Below are 17,546 nucleotides of genomic sequence, written 5' to 3'. Positions count from 1 at the left end.
AAAAATTAACACGAGCAGATGTCATTAAACCTAGTAATCCAATCTATAATGATAGTAAATATATTATTAATAATAAAACATCATATTATAATGATTAATTTGTAACTATTAATGATTATCCATCAAATGTTTTTTATAAAAATAGTTTTTATAGTAGTAAAGATTCGATATGTTAAATGATAAAATGTGACGAGAAGTTTTACAATATTTCATCATATGTTTATAATATAGATTATGTTGCTAAGTGTCGTTACAAATTGATTGGTTTAGAATGTTTTTTAATCTACGAAATGATTTTTTATTAGAGCGTTAGCATTCTGGTACATTAACAGCAAGGCCACCTTGACTGGTTTCTTTAAACTTTAAATTCATGTCTTCACCAGTTTGCCGCATGGCTTCGATACAATTATCCAGCGGCATAAAATGTGTGCCATCACCGCGTAGCGCAAGCGAGGCTGCGGCAACAGCCTTAGTTGCGCCAAGGCCGTTGCGCTCAATGCAAGGTACTTGCACAAGACCCGCCACTGGATCGCAAGTCATGCCTAAATGATGCTCAAGTGCAATTTCAGCAGCGTTTTCTATCTGCATTGGTGTACCACCTAATGCCGCGCAAAGGCCAGCCGCAGCCATAGAAGATGCTGATCCTACTTCACCTTGACAGCCAGCCTCTGCCCCAGAGATAGAGGCATTATGCTTAATTAATCCGCCGATTGCTGCTGCAGTAAGTAAAAAATCGGCGATTTTTTCTTTTGTTGCGCCATGGCAATGGTCAAGATAATAGCGTAAAACAGCAGGCACAACACCAGCTGCACCATTAGTTGGTGCTGTCACTACGCGGCCGCCAGCGGCATTTTCTTCATTAACTGCCATAGCATAAACAATCAACCAATCGGTAGCAGCATGGGGCTGCATTAAATTGCGTTGCTTTTCAGTAACTAATTGTTGGTAGATCTTTTTGGCTCTACGCTTAACGTGTAAGCCACCTGGTAATTCACCATCATGCTCAAGGCCATTATCAATGCAATTATTCATAACTGCCCATAATTGTTCAATGCCATCATCAAAATCTTTTAACGAACGACGACAAAGCTCGTTTTCGCGCTTCATCTGGGCGATAGATAGGCCACTTTCGCGAGCCATTCTTAGCATTTCAACAGCATTTTTGAAGGGGTAGGGAAATACGGTTGCATCGCTATTGGGTTCAATATTATGCTTCTGGTTTTCTAATTGAGCAGCTGTTAGAACAAACCCCCCACCAATCGAGTAATAGGTTTCCTGCAAAAGCTCGGTTTTATGTTCGTCAAAACAGCGAAATATCATGCCATTTGCATGGCCAGCTAAAGGCGGGCCATAATCAAAGATAATATCCTGTTGCGGATCAAATTTTATTTTTGGTAAGCCAAAAGGCTTTATCTGCCTTTGTTGTTCAAGGGCTAAAAGGCTAGCTTCCGCTTCATCAGCATTAAGCGTCGCCGGCAAAAATCCTAAAAGACCCAATGCAATTGCACGGTCACTGGCGTGACCTTTTCCAGTAAATGCAAGCGATCCATAAAGCGTTGCGCTGATAGAATATATGTTTTTGTTTGTGCGGTAGTTTCTTAATGTGCTTAAAAAAAGTGAGGCTGCACTCATTGGCCCCATCGTATGGGATGATGATGGACCAATGCCAATCTTAAATATTTCAAAAATGCTCAAAAACATTAGCTAGCCTTGTTAACTAAAGTTGAAACCGCGTTTAGCTATAAAAATTAAATAATATTCTTGATAATATCATGATAGTTTAGATAATTTCAAGTATGGCCGTGTTTACGCTATATGGGTGTTTTTGAGAAAATTTTACCAATAAAATTTAATCTGCATTTAGCAATAATTCTAGGGGCTGTACCATATAACTTAGAAAGTTTACTGATATAAGCCTGAGAAAGCGCAGATTATCAAAAATTAAACAAGATCGATTAATCGAGCATTTTGTGAGCGGTACAACTGCTCGATGTGCCGCTGATTTAGTTGGCGTTAATTTCAAGACCCCTGCCTATTATTATAAAATACTTCGCGAGCTGATTGCTTATCAAACAGAGCAAGTAGCAAGTGAGATTTTTGATGGTGAGATTGAGGTCGATGAGAGTTACTTTGGCGGTCACCGCAAGGGTAATCGTGGACGTGGTGCAAGTTACAAATTTCTAGTGTTTGGCCTTCTCAATCGTGGTGAGCGTGTATATATGAAGATTATTCCAGATGCATCAAGTGCCGGTTTATTGCCCATCATTAAACGCAAAGTTGTGCGGAAAAGTATTGTCTATAGCAACTGTTGGCGTGGATATAATGGTTTGGATGTATCAGAATTTAAACATTATTGCATCAATCATTCAAAACTGTTTGCAGACAAGAGTAATCACATCAATGGCAATGTGAATTTTTAACCTGATCCAAGCGCATATGCGCAAATTCAATGTTATACCAAGAAAGAATTTTGGACTATTTTTAAAAGAATGTGAGTGGCGTTTTAACAACCCATCGCCTCAAGCGCAATTAAAACAACTTAAACAATAGGTTAAACAATTTATGGGCAGCTTGTCTTGTACAGCCCCGCTTTTTTTAAGCTACCTATGCCAGCGCTTAAATTTTTGTTTGCGCCTGTTAATGTGATTAGGCAAACAAACAAAGGTAATTTCTGTTTACTCTAAAGGTATGAGCAAAAGCCCCTAAATTTTAGGCTATACAATTTTTTTTAACATTATAGCACGAGCAGAGCGCAGCTTTAGGAGTAGAATATTGTTCAAACGTGATTAAAATGATGGAATTATTTAGCTATGCTTTTAGAATACTAAAAACCTGAAGCGTTAAAAAGCTTCAGGTTTTTTAATTTAGCTCGCATATATATGCATAAATATTAATTGGATAGCTTTGCCATCACTTCATCGCTGACTTCAAAATTGGCATAGACGTTTTGTACGTCATCATCATCTTCAAGTACATCGATAAGTCTTAAAATAGAGTGCGCCTTATCTTCATCAACTGGTGCCATGGTAAGTGGCTTCCAGATGGTTTTGATAGACTCAGCTTCACCAAGGGCAGCTTCAAGGTTTTTTGAGACCTCGCCAATATCTTCAAAGGCGCAAATGATGGTATGGCCATCTTCATCAGATGTCACATCTTCGGCGCCAGCTTCAATGGCAGCATCCATAATCGCATCAGCGCTACCAGCTGTTGGCTTATAGACAATTTCGCCAACGCGGTTAAACATAAAGCCAACCGAGCCAGTTTCGCCCAATGCGCCACCTGCCTTTGTAAAAGCAGAGCGAACATTAGACGCGGTACGATTACGATTATCGGTCAAGGCTTCAACAATAACTGCAACGCCGCCTGGGCCATAACCTTCATAGCGTACTTCATCATAATTTTCAGAATCGCCACCTGATGCCTTTTTAACGGCGCGGTCGATATTATCTTTCGGCATTGACTGCGCTTTAGCGTTCTGAATTGCAAGACGCAAACGTGCATTCATTGCCGGGTCAGGCAAGCCTTGCTTGGCAGCAACGGTAATTTCGCGCGCCAATTTTGAGAACATTTTTGAGCGCATCGCGTCCTGACGACCTTTGCGATGCATGATATTTTTAAACTGTGAATGGCCAGCCATGGCACTCCTGCTTATGGTTTACTGCCATTAGTCTCGCTTGTTGCGATTAATGCAGTTTGTTTAACAAAACAGATAAAATTCTATCATTCTATCTACTAAAACACTTTAACAATATGCGAAACAATTTCATTTGTAAAATGCAGTCATCATAAAAATAAGGTCATTCCATCGGTTTATTAAGAGCGATATACCTTGGTCTTTGCATCTTGCCGCATTCCATATGAAATTGTTTCCTATAGAATATTGTTATGTGCCTATTAAAGCAATTCATCCTTTTGCAAAAATAAAAAACCTTAATTACTTCCAGAATAATGACTCAGAACAAAACATTGTATAATTTTCTGGTCTCATGGAATGCTTTTATGTTTTTTTAGCCCATAAAAAAAGCCCCTTAAGCAGTTTTGCTATAAATTTTTTTGAAATTGAAAATCAAATGGCGCAATGCTTCAAAATGGTTGCTGTCTGTTTGCACAAATGGCATATTTTAGAAGCCAACTCTTCTCATATTGGGGCAGCGAACTCACTAATTCGTGATGACTTTTAAAAAACTTGTCAAAAATTACTTAAAATATTATATTTGCAAAATAAAATTTCAAAAAAAAGACAAAAAATAAAGAAATTGAAATCTATGATTTAATTGTAAACTTATAGCTATTCTATCATTAGCCAATTAGTTTACTTTTTTCCGATCACTAAAATGTATAGCTATTTAAAATGTCATCAAGCTTTACTATATTTGATCTAGATCAGGAACGCTGCACAATTTGAAATGTGAGTTGATCAATCTTTTAGATTTTAATTCATCCGCCACTGGATGAAAGACGTGTTTATAATGAGGTAAAAAAATGGTTAAGATGCATAAAACTGTAAATAATGTTCCTTCAAACACCAAACAAACCGCGATTGAGCTTTTAAATAAATCTTTGGCAGCACTCATTGATCTTGGCTTGTTGACCAAGCAAGCCCACTGGAATATTAAAGGTCCACGGTTTATTATGGTTCATGAAATGTTAGATCAATTCCGTGATGATCTTGATGAACATGTTGATATTATTGCAGAGCGCGTTGCTCAGCTTGGTGGTACCGCATTTGGTACAACTCAAAGTGTCAACAAGGATTCATTATTAAAGCCTTATCCTACCGATATTTACAAAGTTGAAGATCATCTTGAAGCTTTAATTGAACGCTATGGTGAAGCTGCAAATTTTGTGCGTAAAGCCATTAAAGATGCAGCGGATGCAGGTGAAGATGATACTGCTGATATTTTCACCGCTGCTTCACGTACGTTAGATAAAAACTTGTGGTTCCTTGAAGCCCATGTGCAAGAACCAAAATAAGTTTATGATTTAAGTTTTTAGATTTATATATAAAACAGGCTTTGTTTTCAAAGCCTGTTTTTTCAATGTAGAACATTAAAAAACTTCTAATGTAAGAACGATTTTATGCAATTGGTGCAACAAATGGGTTGCTGCGTTTTTCATTGCCAATAGTGCTGCCTGGACCATGACCACATAAAAATCCAACATCATCGCCCAAGGGCAAGACTTTGTTTTTGATTGTGTCCAGTAATTGCTGGTGGTTCCCGCGTGGTAAATCAGTACGCCCGATTGAGTCATGAAACAAAACATCGCCCATCAAAGCAAAGCGCAATTCTTCGTTAAAGAAAATGACATGACCAGGGGCATGGCCAGGTGTATGATACACTTTAAATTTATGACCGGCACAATCAAGCTCATCTCCCTCTTCAAGCCAACGATCGGTGGTACAATTGCGCATTTTATCGGTGATGTTGTAGGCCTTGGCCGTTTCTTCAACCATGCCAAGTAAAAATTTATCATCTTTGTGTGGCCCAATAATTTCAACGCCAAGCGCTTCTTTTGCATCCATTGCCGCACCAACATGATCAAAATGACCATGAGTTAGCCAGATTGCCTCAATTTTGATACCCTCTTGCTCAATAGCTTGCATAATATAAGGAAGGTCACCGCCTGGATCGAGCAAAATACCCTTTTTACTATCTTCATCAAATAATATGGTACAATTTTGCTGTGCTATTGTAACTGGTATAATATGTGCCTTTAGCATGCCCATGACGTTTATTCCTATTTTAGTCTATTTTATATGCTATAATTCTATCATTCCATATTCTTATACATTATGATATGGCAAATTTTTGTGTTTTATTCAAAATGGATTTTGCATGCCTTTATCGCCGGTAAAAAAAGCCATCGAAGCTTCTGAAACGGATCATATTGCGGTTATAGAATTGCTCTTTTATGCCTATCAGGATTTTACGGCAGATCCTGACCGTTTATTGTTAGAGTTGGGTTTTGGGCGTGCGCATCACCGCGTTTTATATTTTGTTAGTCGTCGCCCGGGGCTTACCGTTGCTGAATTATTGGATGTATTAGGCATCACCAAGCAATCGCTAGGGCGCGTATTAAAGCAATTAATTGACGATGAGTATATTTTGCAAGAAGCAGGCGTTAAAGATCGCCGGCAAAGGGAATTGTATCCAACGCAAAAAGGGCGGGATTTATCATTGCGCCTGTCAGAACCGCAATCGCAGCGTATTGAACGTGCGTTAAGGCAAGCTGGCCTTGAAGATTCAAGCATTGTGCGCAAATTTTTAGCTGGCATGCTTGATAATGATCGGCGTGAGCCAACTTATATTGAAAATCTGGCTCGGGAAAAAGAATAATTGTTAAAAGCAACTTTTGCCTAGTCATATAGCGATTTTAAGATGCAACATTCTTTGTCCTATTTTTCTTCAACAAGATTTTGCAATTGATATGAAAAGTGAATGAAGTGTTTTACTTTGCTTAAGCTTATTGTCCTATAATAGGTGCGAGTCTGCTAGATGGTTTAACTGATATTTATGCAGATTACGCCAAAAGGGCTTTATAATAATTATGTTTTAAAATTCACATAAGTAGGATGTGTTGATGACAGATAAGCAAGATTACAGCATTGCCGATAATGCTCCCCATATTTTGGTTGTTGATGATGATACACGCATACGCAGTCTATTATCGCAGTTTTTACAGAAAAATGGTTTTCGTGTTTCTATGGCTGCATTGGCAGATGAAGCACGGCGAAAATTGGCAGGGTTGGATTTTGATCTGTTAATTGTTGACGTGATGATGCCTGGAGAAACTGGAATTTCGCTTACGCGTTCTTTGCGTGAAACTAAGGATGTTCCAATTTTGATGTTGACTGCATTAGCAGAAACGGATGCACGTATTGATGGTCTTGAAGCAGGGGCTGATGATTATTTGCCTAAGCCCTTTGATCCGCGTGAATTATTATTGCGTATCAATGCTATTTTACGCCGAGGCAATCCAACAAGCCAACCAACCATAGAGCAAATTGTTTTTGGCCCCTATACATTTTCGATTCCGCGGCGTGAGTTGAAAAAAGCGGGGGAGATTATCCATCTTACCGACCGCGAGCAAGAAATTATGGTAATTTTTGCCTCTCGCGTTGGTGAAACCATTCCACGCCAAGAATTGGCTGCCGGCGAAGGCGAAGTGGGTGAACGCACCATTGATGTGCAGATCAATCGTTTACGCCGTAAGGTAGAAAATGATCCTGCAAATCCTGTTTGGCTGCAAACAGTGCGTGGTATTGGCTATAAATTAGCGGTTGAATAATAGGCGCATATAATGGAAGCACCATGGACTAAATTAAGCCGTTTCATTGCTAAAAGCATGCCAAAACGGCTTTATGCGCGTTCCCTTATCATTATTATTGCACCAATGGTTTTGTTGCAATCAGTGATAGCCTATGTCTTTATGGAACGGCATTGGCAAATGGTAACTGAGCGTTTGTCCATGGCAGTTGTTCATGATATTGCTGCCATTATTGATCTCATTGAGACCTATCCGCAGGATGCTGATTATGATAATATCATCCGCATAGCCCAGAAAAGAATGGGCTTAAATATTTCTATTTTGCCGCCCGATCCACTGCCGTCGCCCGGTCCAAAGCCATTTTTTGCAATTTTGGATTATTTTTTGAGTGAGGAAATCACCAAGCAGATTAATCGGCAATTCTGGATTGATACAGTTGGCGATTCAGATCTTGTGGAAATTCGTATTCGTCTTGATGATAAAGTATTACGGGTATTTGCAACCCGCAGCCAAACCTATGCATCCAATACCGGTATTTTCCTAAGTTGGATGGTGGTGACAGCGCTTGTTTTGTTAATTATTGCAATTTATTTCTTACGCAGCCAAATTAAACCAATCCAGCAATTGGCTGAAGCTGCAGATAGTTTTGGTAAGGGGCGCCCCTTGCCAGAAGGATTTTCGCCACGCGGCGCTGAAGAAGTGATGCGTGCGGGTGTTGCCTTTTTGCGCATGAGGGAGCGTATAGAGCGGCAAATTGAGCAGCGTACGACCATGCTATCTGGTGTCAGCCATGATTTACGTACCATTTTAACAAGATTTAAACTGCAACTTGCCATAGCAGGTGGTGGTATTGATACTGAACCGCTAGAGCATGATGTGAATGACATGCAAAACATGCTTGAAGGCTATCTTGCTTTTGCACGCGGCGAAGGCAGCGAAGAAGTTGGCACACTCAATCTTGAAAATGTCATGACTAAGCTCAACGAGGAAGCACTATTACGCGAACGTGGTTTTACCTTTGAAATTCATGGGAGCCCTGAAGTTCAAGTTCGCCCCAATGGTTTTACCCGACTAATTGCTAATCTTGTGTCAAACGGCTTTCGCTATGCACGCAATGTCGATGTTGTAATACATCATGACGACCATAAATTAACCCTTTGTGTCGATGATGATGGCCCAGGAATTCCTGAAAATATGCGTGAGGAAGTATTTAAGCCGTTCTTCCGCCTTGATGAAGCACGCAATCAAGATGCAAGTGGTACAGGGCTTGGTCTTTCCATTGCCCGTGACATTGCTCGTAGTCATGGCGGTGATGTCACCTTACATAAAAGTACAAAAGGCGGCTTACGGGTTATTATTGAAGTGCCTGCATGATATTTATTTGCTTTATTAAAAAAATATCGTTTTATAAAATGATCTATAGGAACCTAAGAACTTACCTATAGATCAATGACAAGTAGACAAGACAAAAAGCACAGGACTACTACTCTAAAAGACAGTGCAACTTAACAAGCAACATTGTTGAATTTTTAGGTTTTGCTTTAAACCGCTAAGTGATACATGTCGAATACTGAAAGACGATAAAGTATGACAGAAGATAACGTGACTATTGATGCACACAAAAACTCTATATCTCTTTATATAATTGGCGCTTTTATGACATATTATATCATAGATGATGTTATTACTTTAAAAGAATTCTACGCAATTTTTCAATCTATATCCGACACTGTTGAGATGTTTTTAACGCATTTTTTATTTGCAACAATAATTATGATCATTGCAGTAATAGCTTTCTTTAGGCGTAAAAGATATTTTCCTTATCTTTTAATAGTAATATTAGTATACGACATTTGTAATCCCCTAAATGCAATGATTACAAACACATTTATCGAATTTTTTATTAATAATAATATTCCACTAAATACAATATATATAGTTTTAAACGTATTGATGTTAATATATGTTATTTTTTCAAAAAATATTAAAAGTGTTTTTGTGAAATAAATGTATTAATATTTTAAATATAGTATTCTTGTAAGATATTTTTAAAAATTGCAAATTTTTGTTCTAACCTGTTGGTAAAATTATGAATGAAAACAATAAAATAAAAACTAACAGCCCATCCATTTCATCACCTAAAATGGGCGCCATGCTTTATTTAATTGCTGCTTATTTATTCTATCAAGCCATTGCATTAATTATTCATTTTATAATAATTTTTTTCTTTTTAAGTGACGAAATAAGTGCGAGGGCAATTGCCCATTCTTTTTCAAGAGATACACTTTTTGTCATTATTTTATTACCTGTTCTCATTTTGGGGTTTTTCAAAAAGAAATATTATTTTCCATACATATTCAATTGCCTATTACTATTGAAAATAATATTTTTATTTTTCTATTTATTGATGACATTAGGACGTCTGGATATATATGGTGGTTCATTGTCGCCGCAATTTTTTAAAGCATTAATGCATCTCATGTTTGTATGCGTTATTGCTTTTTACTTGTTTTTTTCAAAAAATGTAAAAGCAATATTTGTTAATTAGCATGGGGGGACTTGACGGGGTCAACTCTTTTGGTTGAGCAAATGATTTTAGGCAGAAAATAACGGCTGCAACCATGTATTGGCGCAAAAGGGTGTTAGTTTATCTTTTATAATATTGCTAGGTGCATATGGCGCGGTGCATGCGGCTCGTTTGATAGGGCGTTATTCTACGCATTTAAAAAGCCAGTTCAGACAAGCTGGTACTGGCTTTTTAATAGTGAAGCAAAATTACATTTTGCTCTTACGATAAGTTAGATATGCACAGAATTAGAACTGATATTTTACTTTTACGCCGCCGCCGCCGCCTTGGCGCTCACCGACATAACCCTGACCATTAACATCAATGCTCAATGATTTATTGGTGGATAATGGCTGCACATTGAAACCTGCTTCAAAAATACCGCTGTCGCCCTTTAATGAAGGTTTCTCAAGGTTAAACTCATAGGCTTTTGCAGATATATCGCCTTCAAATTCATGCTCATAAGTTGCACCAATATAAGGTTTTAACTGGTCATTATAGTTATAGCCATAGCGACCACCGATTTGCAGGCGTGAACTTGTTGAGCTATCAAAATGCAAACGCTCATAGCCAATTGTCACTGTATCGCTATCCATATGTGTCCATAAATAGCGACCATATACATCAAGCGATTGTTTTTCATCAAAATTAAACACATAACCGCCAGCTAAGTGTCCGCCGTAATAGGTTGAGTTGCTCTCATAAGAACCGCTATAATTATCATTTAAGAAAGAAAGACCGCCAAAGGTTTGCCCCACGTCAAACTTATTCGTTGCGCGACCAGCACGCAATGATACCTCAGCATAAAGCCCATCGGCTTGATCTGCCGCAATATTATTGACTTTGTTAAGACCAGTACCAACAAAATCAATACGACCGAAAATGCCGCCACCCTTATAATTAGTGTTACCATCGCCATAGACAGAAGTATAATTGGTAAAGTTATTATAAGTATCATAGGTGCCACGACCATATTCGAAGAAAGCACCAACTGTTCCTTTATGGCCGCAATTAAAATCAAAGCCAAGTGCTAAACCAAGAGCCATATTAAAGCCCTTCATATCAACATGGCTTCCAGTTTCATAGCGCTGCGATGAACCATTCATAAGTATGAAAGGTACGAATGCATTTTTCGTTTCTGATCCTTGTGCAAAAGCCTGTGTGCGGATAATATTGATACTTGAACCTATTAGATCATTACCTTGATTAGCAAATGCCAATGCAGCTGCGCGACCTTCGGCATAGGATTTTGACTGCGGATTAAGCCGTGCAGCTGACTGACCTGTGCTTGTAGTTCCTCCCCAAGCGTTATTATTAGCGTTAGAACTACTGCCACCAGAATTGCCAGAAGCTGAATCTGCTTTATCATTAATGGTCAGCACAAGTGCATGATTATCATCAGCTTGTTGGGCTAAGCTTGCTTCATAAATGATAAAGCTGCCTTGCTGAATTGTATAGAGACCAGAAGCTGTCCATGATCCTTGGGTTTTATCAATCAAATTTACCCGATCACCAACATTTAAACGCGAACCATCATTATACATGGCGATACTATGTTTTGTATTTGTAAGGTCAACTGGTGTACCATTTTCTGCAATAGTAACCATTGTGTCGCCGTTAAAGACATTGCTCGGCAATAACCAATTATAATTCTCAAAATTATAAATACCTGATAGTGTGCCGCGATAACCATTAAGATTTAACGTATTCCCAGCGGCAACCTTATCAAAAGCGCTATTAACGCTGCCATCACCATTGAGACTATAACCACCATAAATTGCACCGTAAGATGTAAGATTATTATTCTCATCACGATTGCCGATCTTTATGTCGGTTCCTTCAAGGGTAACAATATTATTGATTGTCGCACCGCCAATACCGCCGTCTTCTATCTGGCCGGCTGCCCCTCCCATGCTATAACCGCCATAGACATTCCCCCAAATGAGTGATTTGCCAGAAATATTAATCTTATTGCCGGTAACATCGCCGCCATTACCACCATTGCCATACCCACCGGTACCACCAATACTCAATCCACCAAGGATTGAGCCACCCTCAAGGCCTTGGCTACCATGACCGCCGCCTTCACCTTCACCACCTAGACCACCTTTAGCCCCTATCAAGGTTACATCTTTTGCAATAACCTCGTTCTGGCTAACAAGCCCGCCAAAGCCACCTATGCCGGTACCATTTTCATCCAAACCTGGACTATAACCACCTGAACCACCAACACTTAATCCACCAATGACAGAGCCACCACCAATGCCACCATGGCCACCGCCGCCGGTAGCATCAGAGCCAGCACCACCAGCGGCTCCAATCAGCGTAACATTAGTCAATACAATTTGGTTTGCAGTAACCGCACCCCCCTTACCTCCGCCTATATCGTCGCCAATACCCGAGCCTCCAAAGCTTGCACCACCAACAACAAGGCCACCACCAGCGCCGCCATGACCGCCGCCGCCACCTGAAGCATAATTTCCAGCTCCACCTAAAGCCCCATTCAAAGAAACACTGGTAAGACGTATCAGATTTCCATCAACGTCACCGCCAGCACCAGCCCCATATCCGGAATTAGTGCCTGCTCCACCAATACTTACACCACCAAAAGCAGACCCCCCGCCAATACCACCATGACCACCGCCGCCAAATCCATAGCCACCAACACCACCTACTGCTCCCGTCATTTGTGTATCACTAAGCACTACAGTATTAGCTTGTACCGCTCCCCCCTTTCCAGATAGCCCGGCAAAACTAAGCCCACCAAACACAGAGCCACCACCGATACCACCCAATGCGCCACCCGCAGATCCGATACCAACTGTTCCAGCGCTACCAGCGGCACCGCCAATTAAGACAACATTAGACAAATTTATTTGATTGCCTATAACCTCACCGCCGGCTATTGGAGGGTTTGGGTTATAAAAAGGAAATGAAATACCTGAAGCTCCAGAAATACTTATGCCACCAAACACAGAACCACCGCCAATGCCACCGTTCCCACCAGCGCCACCGCCAGCTCCATTTCCTGCATCGGAGCCTTTTATATATACATTGGTTAATGAAACTTGGTTATCTGTAACTGCTCCACCACTACCAGCAGTTCCACCTTCCCCACCAAGACCACCTACACTTAAACCACCCAATATGCTACCGCCACCAAAGGCCCCCATACCACCGCCAAATTTATTATTACCTTTGATACCATCGGGTGCAACATGCCCTGTCCAGTCATATTGAACATTTTTCACAATGACAGCACTGCCAGCAATATTGGCTCCTACGGCTCCATTTGCATTATCACCGCTTGTACCATTAGCACCGATATTAATGCCGCCATAAACCACATAGGGTGCTACAACAATTTTGCCCTCGGTAGCATCTGTATTCCAAACATCTTTGCCATTCACTGCATTTACGCTTGATGTGTTTCCCGTAACTGTTATTTTATTGGCAGATTGTGTTGCATTGGCATTTGGATAAAGGCTTTGGTAAGTATTCCCATTTCCCATTGGGTCAATTTGCAATAAACTGATATCATTAGCACCACCATAGTCTATGTCTGCTGCCATAGCTGGCGCTAAAACTAATTGTAAAATTAGCCCAGTTGCTCCAAGCGCCGTTGCTAATGCGACAACCGATACTGACCGTTTAAATTGCAAACCTAAAGCCATAAAAATATCCCTCAGAATTAAATTATAAATTGCTAACTATCATTCCATGCCATGTATTTCAATTAAAAATATGTATAAATTGCCTCTTTAAAATTACTAAATGGTATAACCTCATATAGTTAAATGGATTTTTATGTAACGTCATTTAAAAAATAGAGGATATACTCTATTAAAATCGCATAGTTCGATCGCAGGTTAATTATAAAAATGCCATTCTCTTTTTAGTTTTACGAATATTGATCCAATAAGCGTTTTCTGAAAAGCAGTCTCCTATAGATTAAAAGGAAAGATAACTCAAAAATTGGATGATTTAAAAAAATGATGGATTGTTGGACCGGCAAATTTAAACTTAGCCAGCCTGCTAGAAACATATTTTTAAAATTCGGTGCTAAAAAATAAGAGCCTATGGCGATTTTAAAGCCGATCCGCCTTTGCTTGCATTAGCGGCTTGACCCTAATATTGCAGGCGACGAAAATCTTTTGCCGCAATAAGGTTTTTAATCGACAACCCATAAAAAAGGCAGCGGTGACGCTGCCTTTTTGCTTTATAAAACTACCAATGTATAAAATTACCACTGTGAGACGGCTTTGCTATCAAGGAATTCTTCAATCCCCCAAATTCCACCTTCTCTTGCGCGACCAGAACTTTTAACCCCGCCAAAGAAGCATTGGCGTGGCAAACCTTTACCATTAACTGCCACCATGCCAGAGCGTAAAACGCGCGCAACGCGGCGGCATTTTTCTGCGTCTTGTGATTGGATATAATTGGTCAAACCATATTCAGTATCATTGGCAAGTTGTATTGCTTCTTCTTCACTATCAAAAGGCATGATTGATAAAACAGGACCAAAAATCTCTTCGCGATAAATGCGCATATCATCACGTACATCAGCAAAAATAGTTGGGCGTACATAATAGCCTTTTGATAAATGATCAGGGCGACCAACACCACCGCAGAGCAAAGTTGCTCCTTCATCTATGCCAACTTGAATAAGGTCTTCAATCTTATCAAATTGTGCTTTAGAAACAACAGGGCCAATATGATTACCAGCTTCTTTAGGATTGCCAACTTTAACGCTTGCACCAAAGGTTTTAGCAAATTCGACGGCCTTTGCATAAAGTGGGCGTTCAACCATCATACGGGTTGGTGCATTGCAGCTTTGACCGCTATTATTAAAGCAATGTAAAATACCGCGCTTAACCGCATCTTCATCAGCATCAGCAAAGATGATATTAGCACCTTTACCACCAAGCTCAAGTGCAACCCGCTTTAAAGATTTGGCGGCATTTTCAGAAATTGCCTTGCCTGCGCGTGTTGAACCAGTAAAGCTAATCATTTCCACATCAGGGTGACCAGAAAGGCAAGTGCCAACACCGGCACCATCACCATTGACAAGATTGAAAACACCTGCAGGAACGCCAGCTTCGTCAATAAATTCCGCCATTAGCAATGACGACATTGGTGCAATTTCTGATGGCTTTAGCACCATGGTACAACCAGCAAGAAGGGCAGGGATAACTTTCAAGGTGACTTGGTTCATTGGCCAGTTCCACGGCGTAATCAAGCCAACAACACCAATGGCATCATAAACAAGCGCGCCTTCGCCTTCTTCATTAAGCGGGCGCACAAATTTGAATTTTTTAAAAGCAGCAATGAAATCTTCAATATGACTTTTTCCTGCTTCTGCTTGTTGTGATAAAGCCATATCGCTTGGCGCACCCATTTCAAAGCTAATAGCTTCGGCCATTTCTTTTATGCGGCGATTGTAAACAGCCAAAATACGTTCCACATAAGCAAGGCGCTCTTCAGGCGTGGTTTGCGACCAAGATGTAAATGCACGCTTTGCGGCGGCTACAGCATTATTGGTATCCTCAATGCCGCCAATGGAAATAACCGCATAGGCTTCTTCGGTTGCTGGATCAATAACGCTTAAGTCATTATTTTGAATTGGATTAACCCATTTGCCATCAATATAAAATTGGCGCTTTTCAATCATTTCTGTCTCCCATAATTTGTTGATTGAGGTGTTGCTATTAATATTGGAATAAGGGGGAAACCCTCAAATTACCATTTTTCTAACACGCAAAAATTGCACGATTTAAAGCTATTATGCGACTGCCCATTTTGGTTTGTAAGCCGATCGGTGAAGAATTTATTGCAAAATTTTTCAACTCCCGATTTATAATCATTGTTACTCGATGGCGAAATTTGACAGCGTAATATTTCCATTAAAACTTATGACAAGAAATGCGCAAGTCCATTGTTTCAAGTCTTTTTACCAATTAGCTTTCAATTTTCTAGCCGATGCCATTTGTTAAAGCTAAAGTGTCTGAGCAATGCTTTCAAGATGCTCACTTATATTTTAATGAATCACTTAACTTTTCACAAATAGTAAAATGGCATAATTTGATAAAAAGTCCATATAATTTGATCAAATTATATGGACTTTTGTCTCGATATTCAAATGGCATTTAACATTTTATGGTAAAATGGACCCAATTGGCCACTATTTGTAGCAAGTCCAACCTATCCCTTTACAGTCAAAATAGGCTTAATCTTGGCAACTTTTTCTACCATTTTTGCTTTCACCATTGGCTCGACAACGTCTTCAATTGGGCGGTAAGCGGCAGGTGCTTCTTCACGCAAGCGGTCTTGTAGCTCCTTTTGTATATCCATACGCCCACATAAATGTGTGGTAGCATAAGCGACCGGCGTTACAACGCGTAGTTTTGTATTTAAAGGTGCAGTTTTTCTTGCTTCACTGCGCGATAAATGCCTGCCTGCACCATGAGCTGATGATTGTGACCATTGCCTATTGCCTAGCCCTTTTAATAGCCAACTACCATCTCCCATTGAGCCGGGTAAAATAACTGGTTCACCCAGCCAATGATAAGCACTACCAGCCATAATATCACCGCCACGGGCAGGGCAGGCACCTTTTCTATGGCGATAAACACCATCCTCATACCAAATGCCATTATGGGCCACATCATAAACTAAATGATGCTCAACCTCGCGTTTTATAACGCGTTGCAGCGCTTTTATAGCTGATAGGCCAATCAAGAAGCGATTTGCAAAAGCAATATTGATGGCATTGGCATAACCATTGATACAAAATTGCACCAAAGAGCTATTATCTTCAACATTAAAGCCATTATTATGAACGGTGTTTTTATGCATTTTATCGCGCAAGATGCTGCCAACTCTTTGGCCAAAATCCAATGAGCCGCTATGAATAATAATCACGAGACTATTGGACTTTAAGCCTGCAGCATGAGCAAATTGCCGATCAACAATATTGCTCACAAACCCAAATTCGACAAAATGATTGCCGCCACCAATTGTACCTAAGATGGCATCATGGCGAAACTCGTCAAAGCCTTTGCCATAATCTGCAAAGTCATCAATAATTGCATTCGCAGAAAAATGACCATAATCACCTTGATGATTGGCATCGTGCCAAGCAGCAGCAATATTTATGTCAGCCAGCAAGCCTTGCCGACCGGCTTTAAAGCTATCCAAAAGCCCTAAAATACTGTGTCTTAAAATAGCCTGTCGATTGCGCCCACTAAGAGCAATATTGCGACCACCTTGAAATAATATATGTCTTAAATGCACGTCAAGTTCCGGCGATAATTCGTCGGGTGAAACATTATCAATGACCACCATGCGCATGCCGCAGCCAATATCATTGCCAATTAAATGCGGCATTAAGACATGTTGCGTATCAATAACAACACCAACTGGCACTGGCTTGCCAGCGTGAAAATCTGGTGTCGTCACAATATTGGCAATAGCATTATTGCGGTCTGTTAATTGCTGGCTATCTAAAACGCCCTGTAAATCATTAAGCGCCCGCATATAATGTCCTTGCGGTTCATTTTGGGCAATAATTGCTTGGTAGGGGATAGATGAAAAAATATGTTCGCCCGTGTCTAAGGGGCGTTTATCATATAACATGATGTAACTCCATGGATTGTGCAGGTTCAGCAGCCGCAGCAATACGGAGTTAATATAAGGTCTATATACTTGTTAT

12 protein-coding genes and 1 pseudogene are annotated in these 17,546 nt (G+C 40.0%); 7 read left to right on the top strand and 6 right to left on the bottom strand.

Annotated elements, in window-relative coordinates; translation table 11 throughout:
• Window positions 1-309 precede the first annotated feature (309 nt).
• The gene (locus tag N5852_RS12920; protein WP_262098171.1) at window positions 310-1,701 is read right to left on the bottom strand and encodes an L-serine ammonia-lyase; all 1,392 of its coding nucleotides are present in this window, start codon (window positions 1,699-1,701) and stop codon (window positions 310-312) included.
• A gap of 215 nt (window positions 1,702-1,916) precedes the next feature.
• On the opposite strand from N5852_RS12920, the pseudogene N5852_RS12915 reads away from it, so the two are divergent.
• Window positions 1,917-2,550: pseudogene (locus tag N5852_RS12915) on the top strand (IS1595 family transposase).
• Between the two features lie 340 nt (window positions 2,551-2,890).
• On the opposite strand, the gene N5852_RS12910 reads toward N5852_RS12915, so the two are convergent.
• Window positions 2,891-3,637: a YebC/PmpR family DNA-binding transcriptional regulator gene (locus tag N5852_RS12910; RefSeq protein ID WP_262098170.1), complete on the bottom strand. Its 747-nt coding sequence runs from the start codon at window positions 3,635-3,637 to the stop codon at window positions 2,891-2,893.
• Window positions 3,638-4,482: 845 nt separating this feature from the next.
• Here N5852_RS12910 and dps point away from each other — a divergent pair.
• Window positions 4,483-4,974 (top strand): DNA starvation/stationary phase protection protein Dps, encoded by a 492-nt coding sequence (gene dps / locus N5852_RS12905; RefSeq protein ID WP_262098169.1) that lies wholly within the window; start codon window positions 4,483-4,485, stop codon window positions 4,972-4,974.
• Window positions 4,975-5,077: 103 nt separating this feature from the next.
• Here the strand turns inward: dps and N5852_RS12900 are convergent, their stop codons facing one another.
• Window positions 5,078-5,728 (bottom strand): MBL fold metallo-hydrolase, encoded by a 651-nt coding sequence (locus N5852_RS12900; RefSeq protein ID WP_262098168.1) that lies wholly within the window; start codon window positions 5,726-5,728, stop codon window positions 5,078-5,080.
• A gap of 109 nt (window positions 5,729-5,837) precedes the next feature.
• On the opposite strand from N5852_RS12900, the gene N5852_RS12895 reads away from it, so the two are divergent.
• From N5852_RS12895 to N5852_RS12875, 5 genes are all read left to right on the top strand, one after another.
• A complete protein-coding gene (locus tag N5852_RS12895) occupies window positions 5,838-6,338 on the top strand; it encodes a MarR family winged helix-turn-helix transcriptional regulator (protein WP_262098167.1) in 501 nt (166 codons plus the stop codon).
• Window positions 6,339-6,582: 244 nt separating this feature from the next.
• A complete protein-coding gene (locus tag N5852_RS12890) occupies window positions 6,583-7,290 on the top strand; it encodes a response regulator (protein ID WP_262098166.1) in 708 nt (235 codons plus the stop codon).
• Window positions 7,291-7,302: 12 nt separating this feature from the next.
• Complete coding sequence (locus tag N5852_RS12885; RefSeq protein ID WP_262098165.1) at window positions 7,303-8,643, top strand: ATP-binding protein; 1,341 nt, start codon at window positions 7,303-7,305, stop codon at window positions 8,641-8,643.
• A gap of 213 nt (window positions 8,644-8,856) precedes the next feature.
• The gene (locus N5852_RS12880) at window positions 8,857-9,276 is read left to right on the top strand and encodes a hypothetical protein (RefSeq protein ID WP_262098164.1); all 420 of its coding nucleotides are present in this window, start codon (window positions 8,857-8,859) and stop codon (window positions 9,274-9,276) included.
• Between the two features lie 82 nt (window positions 9,277-9,358).
• Window positions 9,359-9,817 carry a hypothetical protein gene (locus N5852_RS12875; protein ID WP_262098163.1) on the top strand — a complete coding sequence of 153 codons (459 nt, stop codon included), beginning with the start codon at window positions 9,359-9,361 and terminating at the stop codon, window positions 9,815-9,817.
• Between the two features lie 266 nt (window positions 9,818-10,083).
• Here the strand turns inward: N5852_RS12875 and N5852_RS12870 are convergent, their stop codons facing one another.
• From N5852_RS12870 to N5852_RS12860, 3 genes are all read right to left on the bottom strand, one after another.
• Complete coding sequence (locus N5852_RS12870; RefSeq protein WP_262098162.1) at window positions 10,084-13,509, bottom strand: autotransporter outer membrane beta-barrel domain-containing protein; 3,426 nt, start codon at window positions 13,507-13,509, stop codon at window positions 10,084-10,086.
• Window positions 13,510-14,078: 569 nt separating this feature from the next.
• Window positions 14,079-15,506 carry an aldehyde dehydrogenase family protein gene (locus tag N5852_RS12865; RefSeq protein ID WP_262098161.1) on the bottom strand — a complete coding sequence of 476 codons (1,428 nt, stop codon included), beginning with the start codon at window positions 15,504-15,506 and terminating at the stop codon, window positions 14,079-14,081.
• A 530-nt stretch (window positions 15,507-16,036) separates the two neighbouring features.
• Entirely contained in the window at window positions 16,037-17,470 is a 1,434-nt protein-coding gene (locus N5852_RS12860; protein ID WP_262098160.1) for an RtcB family protein, read from the bottom strand.
• Window positions 17,471-17,546: the final 76 nt, after the last annotated feature.

This window comes from Bartonella sp. HY328 (genome assembly GCF_025449335.1).
GTDB lineage: Bacteria > Pseudomonadota > Alphaproteobacteria > Rhizobiales > Rhizobiaceae > HY038.
This window is presented reverse-complemented; position numbering and strand designations above follow the sequence as displayed.